The organism is Anabaena sp. UHCC 0253 (assembly GCF_009712085.1).
Lineage (GTDB): Bacteria > Cyanobacteriota > Cyanobacteriia > Cyanobacteriales > Nostocaceae > Dolichospermum.
Genome location: NZ_VILD01000002.1, coordinates 377,439 through 390,199 on the forward strand (window position 1 = coordinate 377,439; position 12,761 = coordinate 390,199).

Consider the following 12,761-nt stretch of genomic DNA (forward strand, 5'->3'; position numbering starts at 1 on the left):
CAAGAGAGTCACGGTGGCTGTTAATCCACAATATACTAGCCAGGAATGCTCTAGTTGCGGTGAAATTGTCAAGAAAACCCTATCTACTCGAACCCACGTTTGTAAGTGTGGATGCTTCATGGATAGAGATGAAAACGCAGCTAGAAATATCCTGAGTCGGGGATTGAGTACCGTAGGGCATACGGGAACTTTTGCGCTAGACGCAAGCAACGCTTGGGGAGATGAGACCCCTGCTCTGGTTGGAGAAATCCTGTCTCAGTAAGTCACGTCCTTGATTCAAGAATCTCAGTGTCTTTAGACCTGAGAGTGTCAATAAAGAGGAATTGGCAAAAATTATGAATTACAAATTGCTTCTGGGGTATTAACTGCTGGTAGAAGGGAAGCAAGATGTGAGGTAACTTGACTGTAGCGACGGGTAATGATTAGTGAAGAACGACATTGGATAGCGAGTTGATCTGTGTATCTTCCTAGTGTTTGGCGTTCAATTCCCCAAACGCGACTTGTACCGATAATAGTGAGATCAACATTTTCCGAGGCTGCAACTACGGTTTTCATTGGTTCTGGGGATGTAACGGTTTTGATTTCAATGCGATCGCGTACACTTCTCGGTAATTGCTCAATCATGGCGTTCAGTTCGTAACTTAATTCGTCTTGAATATAATCACTTGTAAATACCTGTAAAACTTGTAACATACAAATATCACAGTTAATCAGCATTCTCAACGCAATAATTAGTGCTAAATCGTCATGAATGTTCCCAGAGTAAGGAACTAATAAACTTTGGAGAAGATTGCCACCTTTATCTATAAATACGGCTACATCTACTGGTGCGGTGCTGAGAATTTGTCCGACTCTTCCCCCTAAACGATTGTTGCTAAAAGCTGGACGATGCCAGCCAACGAGAACTAAATCTGGTTGTTCAATTTTGGCTATCTGCGCTGTTTCTCTAGCGACATTGCTAGATATGCGGACGATAGGATGGATATAGGATCGGGTTTCTGGTGGTTCTAGGGTATTAATTAATTCTTCTAGTTTTTGACGACGTTCGGTAATGAGTCGGTTGGCTTCGGTGGGGGTATTCTCAAAGCCATAGTTTTCTTCCAGTTCAATTAAGCTGAGGGGATAAACAATAGCAGGTTGTCGGTAGTTGATAGCGATCGCTGTGGCTAATTGTAACAGACCCTTTTGTGTACTAGGATTAGCGACTGGGACTAAAATTCGATATTGATTAATGTAAGGTTCGTGAATTTCTGGTGTTGTTTTTGGTGGTTTTTCTGCTTCTGGTTCAATGACATCTAATCTGATTAGGCGTTTAGGATATGTCAATTCCAGCAATGGTGAAGTCATAAATGTTGTCACCAAAGCCATAATTACTAACATGGTAAAAAGTAAAGGTGTAATGACGTTTAACTCTAATCCAATATTCAAGACGATTAATTCAGTTAAACCGCGAGTATTCATTAACCAACCAATGGCTGAAGCTTCTTTTTTATTAATGCCACTAAGGCGAGCAGCTACATAAGCACCAATAAATTTACCTGCGATCGCTAATAATAAAATTAAGGCAGATAATAGCCACAATTTAGGACGGTCCAGGAGAGTAATATCTGTTTTTAAACCACTGTAGGCAAAGAATATTGGTAAAAGAAATATGAGGACAAAATCTTCAGTTTTGACAGCTAATTCTCTGACTAATTCTGCATCTTTTGGCATGACTGCTCCTAATAGGAATGCGCCAAAAATGAGATGAATGCCAATAAATTGAGTGATTAGAGCAGAAGTAACAACTCCCATATAAATTACAGCTAAAAGAAGTTGACTCAATCGGCCAGCCCGACGATGATAAGTGCTAAGAAGTTGAAGAAACCATCGTCCAACTGTGAACATAAAGCCCATATAAATTAGGCTTTTAATAATGATGAAAATAGCTTGTTGATCCATATCACCATGACGAGCAACAGCGATCGCTACGGCTAAAATACACCAGGCTGTGATATCATCCACTGCTGCACAAGTTAAGGCTAATGATCCTAAACGAGTTCCCTGTAAGTTATTTTCGGTAATAATTCTTGCCAATACAGGAAAGGCAGTAATTGACATGGCTGCACCGAAGAATAAGGCAAAAGGAATAAAGTTGACATTGTTATGAGCAACTAAAGGATAAAGTAGTAAAGATAAAACAAATGCGGAAGCAAAGGGAATGATGATGCTGAGATTGGAAATGAAAATAGCAGTTTTTAAGTTATTCCTCAGATATTTGGGATTTAATTCCAAACCAATCAGAAACATGAAAAATATTAGCCCTATTTGCGATAAAACATTCAAAAAAGGCATTGTTTCTGGTGGAAACAGGTTAGTTGCCAGATGGGGGGCAATTAAACCCAATAATGATGGACCTAGCATGATGCCAGCAAAAATCTCACCAATTACCAATGGTTGTTTAATTGATTTAAATCCCAATCCTACAAGTCGTGACAGTCCAATAACAATTAGTACCTCAACTAGAACGAGAATAACTATGTGCATAGTTTCCTTTCTAACGACTATCCGGGTTCACCAAGATAATTCTTTATAATATAACGGTAGAAATTGTCAACCTGGCAGGATATATTTTCGGCTATTTTTATTAATTTGAGATGTTAATTATTGTTACCTTGCTATCTCAATACTCAATCAAATTTAGAATGAGTTTATTGATTAAATGACAAATAAATTGAGAATCAGTAAGCATTAAACAAATAAAAGAAAAGATAGCAGCTATAATTGCTGATAAATAAATTATTTAATCAAAAAAGAGCATAATAAACAGAAAATGCGAAAAAGCTACTATAGCTAATAGTTTAAATAATGTCTTAATTGTTATCTGTAATGCTGATTAGCGATCGCTGAAAAAATAAAGGCAAAATATGGGTGGGGAGAGAATTTTTTATGTAAATTTACTACATATTTTTTATGATTACCCAGATGCCCTAGAGGAAATTTAAGAATAGATTCTATATTTGACGAAAATTGCTATCAGTTACGACTTGTCTAGGAGAGAATTTATTTTTATAGTCAAAAATTTGTAAATATGGCGTTAAATTTTGTTAAGATTGTATACGGCGTTAGCTTTGCCCCACTATCCTCTACCTACGAGACGCTTCATGCTGCGACTAGAACATATCAGTAAAATTTATCCTACAGGCGAAATTCTTAAAGATATCAACTGGGAAGTCAAACCAGGTGATCGCATTGGTTTAGTTGGCGTTAACGGTGCGGGAAAATCCACCCAATTAAAAATTATCTCTGGGGAGATTGAACCCACTGCTGGGGAAATTATTCGCCCTGCCAGCTTACACATAGCTTATCTTAACCAAGAGTTTGAGGTTGACCCGACCCGTACAGTCAGAGAAGAATTTTGGACTGTATTTAAAGAAGCTAATGAAGTGCAGATGGCTTTATCTCGGATACCCCACGAGATGGAAAGTGCTAATCCAGAAGAGTTAGATGAACTAATACATCAGTTAGATCGGTTGCAGCGTCAGTTTGAAGCTTTAGACGGATATGGTTTAGACGCTCGCATCGGTAAAATTTTACCAGAAATGGGATTTCAACTAGAAGATAGCGATCGCCTAGTTAGTGCCTTTTCCGGTGGTTGGCAAATGCGGATGAGTTTAGGGAAAATTCTCCTGCAAAAACCCGACTTATTACTACTGGATGAACCGACAAACCACTTAGATTTAGAAACTATCGAATGGTTAGAAAATTACTTGAGAGGTTTAACTACCCCAATGGTAATAGTTTCCCATGACCGGGAATTTCTTGACCGACTCTGTAACCAAATTGTGGAAACTGAAAGGGGTGTTTCTAGTACATATCTTGGGAACTATTCTGCTTACCTCCAACAAAAAGCCGAAAATCAATCAGCACAACTGAATGCTTATGAACGTCAGCAAAAAGAATTAGAAAAACAACAAGCATTTGTAGATAAATTCCGCGCCAGTGCTACCCGCAGTACCCAAGCAAAAAGTAGAGAAAAGCAACTAGATAAAATCGAACGCATCCAAGCACCTACGGGAGGAATGAGAACGCTACATTTCCGCTTTCCGGATGCCAGTCGTAGCGGTAGAGAAGTGGTAGAAATTAAAGATTTTACCCATATTTATGGGGATAAAATTCTGTTTTTATCAGCCAATCTTCTAGTAGAAAGAGGAGATAGAATTGCATTCCTTGGTCCTAATGGTGCAGGTAAGTCTACACTGTTAAAAATCATTATGGGTGCTGAACCACCTACAGAAGGGACTGTTAAATTAGGTGATCACAACGTTATTCCTGGTTACTTTGAGCAAAACCAAGCGGAAGCGTTAGATTTAAATAAAACCGTCATGGAAACTATTCATGATGAAGTTCCTGATTGGACAAATGAAGAAGTCCGCACACTGTTAGGAAGATTCCTCTTTACTGGTGATACCGTATTTAAGAAAGTTGGGGCATTAAGTGGGGGTGAAAAAGCTCGGTTAGCATTAGCAAAAATGCTTTTACGTCCTGCTAATTTAATCATTCTGGATGAGCCTACCAATCACTTAGATATTCCTGCAAAGGAAATGATGGAAGAGGCTTTACAAAACTATGACGGTACAGCGATTGTAGTTTCCCATGACCGTTATTTTATCTCTCAAGTAGCTAACAAAATTGTCGAAATTCGTGATGGTGAATTCCGCGTTTATTTAGGAGATTATCACTATTATCTCGATAAGATTGCTGAAGAAAAAGAACAAGCTAAGTTAGCCGCAGCAGAAGCCGAAAAAGCTGCAAAAAAAGCTGCGAAAGCTGCAAAGGCTGGAGCAAAGCAGAAATAGGTAATATTGGTAGATGGGTGACTGATTGTGATTCTGGCTTTCTGTCACCTATTTTTTAAGCATTATTGACCGCAGATAAACGCAGATAAATATGGATAATTATTATTCTGTGCAAAGGATGTAACATCACTAAAAAATAATCTAGAAGTGTACAGGGATTTATTTGCGTAAATTCCTGACACATTTTTTTCAGTTCTAGCTCTGCACATTTTGGGTACGAGAGCTAGAATAATAGTCAATTAGTTTGATTTTTAATTAAGTTAGCTTGATTGCTTAGGCAACAGCTGACTTTTTCTTTAGGAATCCAACCGCAGAACCAAGTACCAACAGACCGAAAATTGTTCCTGGTTCAGGGATTTTATTTGCTGTTAACTGACCACCGAAATCTAAACCACAGTTCCCACTTTGGATACAAACTTCTGTAGAAAGCCCATCATTCAAGAATATTGTAGTCGTTGGTAATCCTTGATCAGCATCTTGGAAAGTGTAGAAGAATAACCCTGCTATGTCTGTATTGAAGTTACTTCCTAAGTCAAAGCCTGTAGATGTGTCATAACTGCCTGATTGCAGAACACTCTCTGTTACTGTATCGAAGTTGAAATTGAAGAAGTCAAAACTAGGAGTAGTAGTAGGACTTGAAAAATTGTAAGCGAAAGTTTTTAATAAATCGCCGGTGGGGTTGAAGAAGGAAAGACTAAATGTATTTAGCTGACTTCCAGTAACAACAGTACCTTCGAGGCTATCACTATAACTAAACTTACCTTGAGCAGAATAACCTTGATCTCCTTCCCAATTAAGACCAAATAAGGCTGCATTTGCGCTGGGAATATTAGCAAAAGTCGCTACAGAGGAAACAGCAGCAACAGCTATTGTCGCTTTGATTTGGTTGTAAATACTGTTCATTGTTTTGATGTCGATTATTTATTGCGATGTTGTTTTAGCTATCAGCTAATTTTTGGTTAGCTTGACAAAAGGTAAAATTTAGAAATTGAATTTCTATACCCAATCACAATCAAACAAGACAAAGGAGACTATAACCAATATGGTAAGTTTAGCTTCTGTAATTCAGATGCTTTAACCTTGGTTCATAACAATATTTGTCTTGTTTGACCTAATCCATTTCTAAAAAAAATGCTTTTTGCCTTTGGGCAGATTCTATCATTAGATTCAATTTTATCAATATAAAATGGACTAGATTTTAAAAAAAATCCTATATTTTCCATTAATTAAAGAAGTCTTTAACTATCCTTAACTTAATTTTGTTTGTCTAATAAAAAATGGCGATCGCTATTACAAAATCAAATATATTAACTTAATAGATATAACTTAATGACTATTAGTATCAATAATACTAAAGTTATTTCCACACTATTTGAAAATAAATTAACTCCTAATATCTTCTGTGTTCTATATCATTGGCTAACTTATACGGAATTTCTATATCAAAAACTTTGGTTGTATATTAATAAATTTTCCTAAAGAACTTACTAATAATAATCTACCCTTTATTAAATCAATAATTACCAAAGCTTAATCAAAATCAGGTATTTTACTGGTTAAGTCTGATCGTGAATTGAAACATCCTGTTATCTCATACAGGTTGTCAGACTCAACAAAATCATGATGGTCTTTACATCAAAGAACTAATTCACATTAGAAAATTAGACGCTTTAGACGTTTAGTTAAACATTTTACATAACTAAAAATTTCCACATGACATTATCAAGACGTAAGTTTTTTTCCATAGCAGGTGCAACTGCGGCTACCACTTTAGCTGCTTCTCCTTTAGAAGGTCTTCTCGCTAGAGCAGCCTTCGGTCAAACAACACCTACAACCACAGGATATGGTCCCCTTATAGCTATTCCTGGTGCGCCCTTAGCATTACCTGCTGGATTCCAATATCGGGAGATATCTCGCACGGGTAATATCATGGCTGATGGTAATCCAGTACCTAACTTACATGATGGTATGGGAGCGTTCCAAGGACCTAGAGGTACAACCATCCTGATTTGTAACCATGAAATTGGCGGTACTGGCACTACTGGAAAAGTACAAGTACCCAGTGATTTAGCCTATGATCCTGTTTGTAGAGGTGGTACTACAAACATAGTTGTAAATTCCAATCGTCAGCTAGTTAAACAGTTTGCTTCTCTTGGTGGAACTATTCGTAACTGTGCGGGTGGTATAACTCCTTGGGGTTCATGGATTACCAGTGAAGAAAATGTAGACACACCTGCTAACGGCGGCGGAAGAATACAATTCCACGGTTATAACTTTGAAGTTCCAGCTAATGCCAACGGGCCTGTAAAAGCTGTACCTCTCAAGGCTATGGGACGCTTTAATCACGAAGCGATCGCTGTAGATCCCGCAACTGGTATTGTTTATGAGACTGAAGATAGAGGAGATGGTCTCTTCTACCGCTTTATCCCTAACGTACCTGGCAAGTTAGCAGAAGGTGGTAGACTCGAAGCTCTTGTAATAGGTAACGCTGGTAGTGTTAACACTGCTACTGGTTTCAATGTAGGACAAACATGGACTAATATCAGTTGGGTAGAAATTCCTGAGCCAGATCCAACTATAGATAACGTCCGAGTCCAAGGTCGTAACTTAGGCGCAGCCAGATTTGCGCGTGGGGAAGGTATTTGGTACGGTAACGGTGAAATTTACTTCTGTTGCACAAGTGGTGGTCCTGGTAATCGTGGTCAAGTCTTCCGTTACATTCCTGCTAGTAATACACTTGATATATTTGTAGATTCTCCCAGTACAACTGCTCTTCGTGCGCCCGATAACATTTGCATAGCACCTTTAAATGGCGATCTCATTCTCTGCGAAGATGGAGCTAATCCTAATTCTATAAGAGGTGTAACTCCCCAGGGACAACTTTATGATTTAGCCCGTAATACCTTTAATGGTAGTGAATGGGCTGGAGCTTGCTTCTCTCCTGATGGTAAGACTATGTTTGTCAATATGCAAAGCCCTGGTATTACTTTTGCAATCTGGGGTCCTTGGGAAACGAGAATCTAAGACATTTTCTGATTTATGCTTTCAGTCATAAGTCATACCATATTTGCTAAAAAATCAATTCCAGATGCAATCCTCATCCCCTGTGGTCACTGCGATGCCCTGAGCTTGTCGAATTGCTCACAATCCCCACCTTCAATGTACTCATAAGGTGGGGACTTCCGCAAATCGTTAAAAATTTTATCAATTTGTTTCCTATATTTAGGATAAAGTACACACGGATGCAAAGACTTGTTTTGGAGTTAATTGCAAGTAGGAAACGAGTTGATCATTGTTTTGAAATAATCGCTTTTGATATTCATCCTCTACTAATGTACAAATTGTAACTGTTGGCTGTTTGATTTTGCCAATATTATACAAATAAAACACACCTGCATAGATTAAAATTAGCAGATTATTCTGGCGATTGGAAACTACAATTTCTTACTTATTTGGTTATCAGGTTAAATTAATAAATTAAACTTTCCAAACCTTTTTCACGGACTAAATGCAGTAATTTAAGAGCCGCGCCTGTAGGTCATTTTTGCCCAATTTCCCATTTTTGAACAGTTGATAAACTGATATTTAAAATAGTAGCAAACACAGATTGGCTTACATTAAATAATTTACGAAGTTGCTTAATTTGTTATTTGTTGAGGTTCTAGCGGTTCAATTGGAGGTAAACACAAGCTATCAAATTCGCGTAACGTAACTTGACTCATTAGACCAGCTTTGTATAGTCCTATAGCAGTTTCGTGAACAGCCTCAAGAATTGCTGACTTCTTCTTCCTCATTACAGATTACCTCTATTAATTCATCTTTAAATTTTGCTGTTTCAATAGCCTCCGCTGTTAAAGACAGCATTTCTGATGACAGTTTTTTCAAAAGCAAAAAAGAGAAGTTGTAAAACTTCTACAAATTCCCTGGAACTTAGGTAAAAAGATTGATTTTAGCTTATTTGTTGGCTTCAACACCCACTAAAGTAAACTAGGTATTTTTTAGGATTTTTAGATGACTTGTTCTATGAGACTGGGAATTCATTCCCCGACGGGCTATGGGTTTTAGGTTAAGTTGACCTCGTGAGCATTGCTAAACCCTTACAGTGCGTATAATATGGAAGTTAAGATAAATCTGCTACCTGCTAAGATTATGAGCCTGTGCATCAATCCTAACTGCCCAAAGTCGCAAAATCCTGACAATATCCTATTTTGTGAAGCTTGTGGCTCAGAATTGCTATTAGAAGGTCGCTATCGAGTGATTCGTCAATTAGGGGAAGGTGGCTTTGGTAAGACTTTTGAGATTAGTCAGAATAACACCCTCAAAGTCTTAAAAGTGTTGACGTTAGATGACCCGAAAGCAGTATCCCTTTTTCAGCAGGAAGCACGAGTATTAAGTCAGTTAAATCATCCAGGAATACCGAAAGCAGAAGTATATTTTACATTTTTACCCAGAAATAGCCAATCACCTTTGCATTGTTTGGTGATGGAAAAAATTGAGGGGTTGGATTTGTCCCAATATATGGAACAAAGAGAGAATCGCCCCATTGATGAAAAATTAGCAATTTTATGGTTAACTCAATTAGCAAATATTTTAAATGAAGTACATAAACAAAACTTTTTTCATCGAGATATTAAGCCATCAAATATTATGCTTAAAGCGGATGGACATCTAGCATTAATTGATTTTGGTACAGCAAGAGAAGTTACAAAAACCTATTACCAAAAAGCAGCAGGACAAAATATAACAGGTATTATTTCCCCAGGTTATACACCTTTGGAACAAGCAAATGGTAATGCTGTACCACAATCAGATTTTTTTGCTCTTGGTCGAACATTTATTTATTTGTTAACTGGTAAATCTCCTGATGAATTTTCTGAAGATTCTCAAACAGGTAAGTTAATATGGCGAGATAGTGCTTCACAAGTATCTAAGCCATTAGCGGGGTTGATTGATTATCTAAGCGAACCTTTTTCTGGAAAGCGTCCACAAAATGCAGAAATGATTTTGCGGTGTATATCTGATATTAATAATTTATCATATTTATCTTCTACTTCAGCTTCAACAGTACCATCTACTTTAGTAAAACCACCTCAACAGCATACACAACATAAAACAGTTTCAACTTCTCAACAGCAATCATCAAAGAATCAAAAAAACGAATTATCTCAACAAATTTATCAAGGGATTGGAACATTAATTGGTGCAGCACTATTAATATTTTTTAGGTTAGGTTGGAAAGATATTGGTAAGATTTTTCAACCTCCAGCTAGTCAACCAGTTGCAATTTCACAACCAACTGAAATACAAGATAATAATTCAGAATTAGTAACTTCTAACCCTAACATTCAAGAAACTTATATAGATAATAGCCAGGAAGCGGAAATTAAGGCAGTCTTTGCTCAGAATCTAAGAGGCTTAAACGAAGAGAACTTGGATATTACTATGTCGGTAATTGATGAATCAATTCCAGAATATGAACAGACGAGAAATATGACACAACAAATTTTCTATACCTACGATTTGAGATATGAAATTAATACATTGGAGGTAACTGAAATATCAGAAAATTATGCAAAAGTAATGATTACACAAATAACCACAAAAATTGCTGGTCCTGCATTTAGAGACAATATATTAGTAGTTACACATACTTTAAAAAAATCTAATAATGGTCAATGGAAAATAATTCTAACAAAAGTAGAGGACATTAAATATCTAAATTAGGTAGGTTAGGTTTAGAAAACCCAACAAATAAATATTATGTACTATGGACTTATTTCCATAATTTTGAATTCAATTGAATATAATTTTTCATATAAAATAAATTATATTTTTCCTTTAAACAAAAAATTACTATTTTCGTATGAGCATCCAAGAATAAATGACAATAAACATCCGTTTTCTACCATTTCTTCAATCTTTACCTGCTAGGATAAGCAATACTTCGCTCAGTTTCGCTAAGGCATAACTAAACAAGTCTAACTCAATTCATACATAATCTATTTTATACAATATTTGCAATTTAAAATAGCAATTATTCAATCAATATGGAGAATTTAACCTCCAGAGGTGGTTAGCAATGGTATCATTCGAGTATTACAAAAAGTAAAGGGCAATTTTACTATGACCAAAGCACCTGTTGCTCCTGTGGTGCTAGTCATTCTAGATGGATGGGGCTACTGTGAGGAAAAGCGAGGAAACGCTATCACCGCTGCCAAAACGCCAATCATGGACAGTTTATGGGCAGTCTATCCCCACACCCTCATTCGCACATCAGGAAAAGCCGTAGGGTTGCCAGAAGGTCAAATGGGCAACTCGGAAGTTGGTCATTTGAATATTGGCGCTGGTCGAGTCGTACCCCAAGAACTGGTACGCATCTCAGATGCTGTAGAAGACGGTTCTTTAGCCGCAAATCCAGCCCTTGTCAAAATTTGCCAAGAAGTTCGTTCAGCTAATGGCAAGTTACATCTAGTGGGGCTTTGTTCTGATGGCGGGGTGCATTCCCATATTACCCATCTATTTGGACTACTTGACTTAGCAAAGGAACAGCAACTTTCACAAGTTTGTATCCACGCCATTACTGATGGCCGTGATACCAAACCGACAGATGCTATCAATGTCATTCAGCAATTGGAAGACTATATAGATCATATTGGAATTGGGGCGATCTCCACTATCAGCGGTCGTTATTATGCCATGGATCGTGATAACCGTTGGGATCGAGTCCAACGCGCTTACGATGTGATGATAACAGATAGTGCGGGTAATGGACTCACGGCTGTAGAGACATTGCAAGCAGCTTACGCTCAAGGTGTGACTGATGAGTTTGTTCTTCCTGTCCGTCTGCAACCAGGCGCGGTAGAATCTGGAGATGGGGTCATATTTTTTAATTTCCGCCCCGACCGCGCTAGAGAACTAACTCAAGCCTTTGTCAGTAACACTTTTAACGGGTTTGAAAGAGAGAAAATTCAACCACTTTCTTTTGTAACTTTTACCCAGTATGATCCAGAATTACCTGTTTCTGTGGCTTTTGCGCCGCAAAATCTGAGTAATATTCTGGGTGAAGTTATCGCTAATCGTGGTTTAAAGCAGTTTAGAACAGCCGAAACTGAAAAATACGCTCATGTCACCTATTTCTTTAATGGGGGACTGGAAGACCCTTGTGTGGGAGAAGACCGGGAATTAGTCAGTAGTCCAATGGTAGCGACTTATGATCAAGCCCCGTCAATGTCAGCACAAGCTGTAACAGATGTGGCGATCGCTGCTATTAAAAAGGGCATCTACTCCCTAGTTGTGATGAACTATGCTAACCCAGACATGGTAGGGCATACGGGACAAATTCCAGCTACTGTAACAGCGATTGAAACAGTAGATAAATGCTTAGGTCGTCTCATTGACGCTATTGGTAAAGCTGGTGGTACAGCAATTATTACGGCTGATCATGGCAACGCTGAATATATGCTAGATGAAGGTGGTCATCCTTGGACAGCGCATACTACTAATCCAGTTCCTTTAATTTTGGTAGAAGGCGAAAAAGCTAAAATTCCTGGATATGGTACAGATGTACTGCTGAGAAATGATGGCAAATTAGCCGATATTGCCCCGACTATTCTGGATATTTTACAGATATCCCAACCAGAAGAAATGACAGGGCGATCATTACTTAAAGCGGCAGAATATGATGTACAACTAACTCGTACTCCTGTACAAGTAGGTTTGTAAAATATACTTGAGTTAACAGTTAACTTTTGATAGTTAACTGTTTTCTTAGTTACAATTGTGTAAAATTTGTTATAATCAAGATTTCTAATATGACAATTACTAGCATCGTACAAGGTATTTGGGCGTTTTCTGCTCTGGGTTTAATTGTTCTCGTCTTGCTGCATAGTCCTAAAGGTGATGGGATTGGTGCTATTGGTGGAC

General features: G+C 37.7%; 9 protein-coding genes. 6 read left to right on the top strand and 3 right to left on the bottom strand.

The features are described 5' to 3' along the window. Positions 1 to 262: transposase (locus FJR38_RS28205; RefSeq protein WP_254449367.1), on the top strand; the 262-nt coding region annotated here is incomplete at its 5' end. A 71-nt stretch (positions 263 to 333) separates the two neighbouring features. Here FJR38_RS28205 and FJR38_RS05885 read toward each other — a convergent pair. Beyond that, positions 334 to 2,526, bottom strand: coding sequence for a cation:proton antiporter (locus FJR38_RS05885; protein ID WP_168535912.1), 2,193 nt, complete (start codon positions 2,524 to 2,526; stop codon positions 334 to 336). A gap of 617 nt (positions 2,527 to 3,143) precedes the next feature. On the opposite strand from FJR38_RS05885, the gene FJR38_RS05890 reads away from it, so the two are divergent. Beyond that, the gene (locus FJR38_RS05890) at positions 3,144 to 4,838 is read left to right on the top strand and encodes an ABC-F family ATP-binding cassette domain-containing protein (RefSeq protein ID WP_168495624.1); all 1,695 of its coding nucleotides are present in this window, start codon (positions 3,144 to 3,146) and stop codon (positions 4,836 to 4,838) included. Positions 4,839 to 5,111: 273 nt separating this feature from the next. Here the strand turns inward: FJR38_RS05890 and FJR38_RS05895 are convergent, their stop codons facing one another. Further along, positions 5,112 to 5,741 carry a PEP-CTERM sorting domain-containing protein gene (locus FJR38_RS05895; protein ID WP_168535914.1) on the bottom strand — a complete coding sequence of 210 codons (630 nt, stop codon included), beginning with the start codon at positions 5,739 to 5,741 and terminating at the stop codon, positions 5,112 to 5,114. Positions 5,742 to 6,551: 810 nt separating this feature from the next. On the opposite strand from FJR38_RS05895, the gene FJR38_RS05900 reads away from it, so the two are divergent. After that, complete coding sequence (locus tag FJR38_RS05900) at positions 6,552 to 7,862, top strand: alkaline phosphatase PhoX (RefSeq protein ID WP_168535916.1); 1,311 nt, start codon at positions 6,552 to 6,554, stop codon at positions 7,860 to 7,862. A gap of 514 nt (positions 7,863 to 8,376) precedes the next feature. On the opposite strand, the gene FJR38_RS29235 is transcribed toward FJR38_RS05900, so the two are convergent. Then, entirely contained in the window at positions 8,377 to 8,442 is a 66-nt protein-coding gene (locus FJR38_RS29235; protein ID WP_371418159.1) for a hypothetical protein, read from the bottom strand. A gap of 545 nt (positions 8,443 to 8,987) precedes the next feature. Here FJR38_RS29235 and FJR38_RS05915 point away from each other — a divergent pair. From FJR38_RS05915 to secG, 3 genes are all read left to right on the top strand, one after another. Next, the gene (locus FJR38_RS05915; RefSeq protein WP_168535918.1) at positions 8,988 to 10,562 is read left to right on the top strand and encodes a serine/threonine-protein kinase; all 1,575 of its coding nucleotides are present in this window, start codon (positions 8,988 to 8,990) and stop codon (positions 10,560 to 10,562) included. Positions 10,563 to 10,961: 399 nt separating this feature from the next. Continuing rightward, positions 10,962 to 12,560, top strand: coding sequence for a 2,3-bisphosphoglycerate-independent phosphoglycerate mutase (gene gpmI, locus FJR38_RS05920; protein ID WP_168535920.1), 1,599 nt, complete (start codon positions 10,962 to 10,964; stop codon positions 12,558 to 12,560). Between the two features lie 89 nt (positions 12,561 to 12,649). Further along, positions 12,650 to 12,761, top strand: a 112-nt coding sequence (secG, locus tag FJR38_RS28215) for a preprotein translocase subunit SecG (RefSeq protein ID WP_254449398.1), incomplete at its 3' end; no start/stop codon positions are given.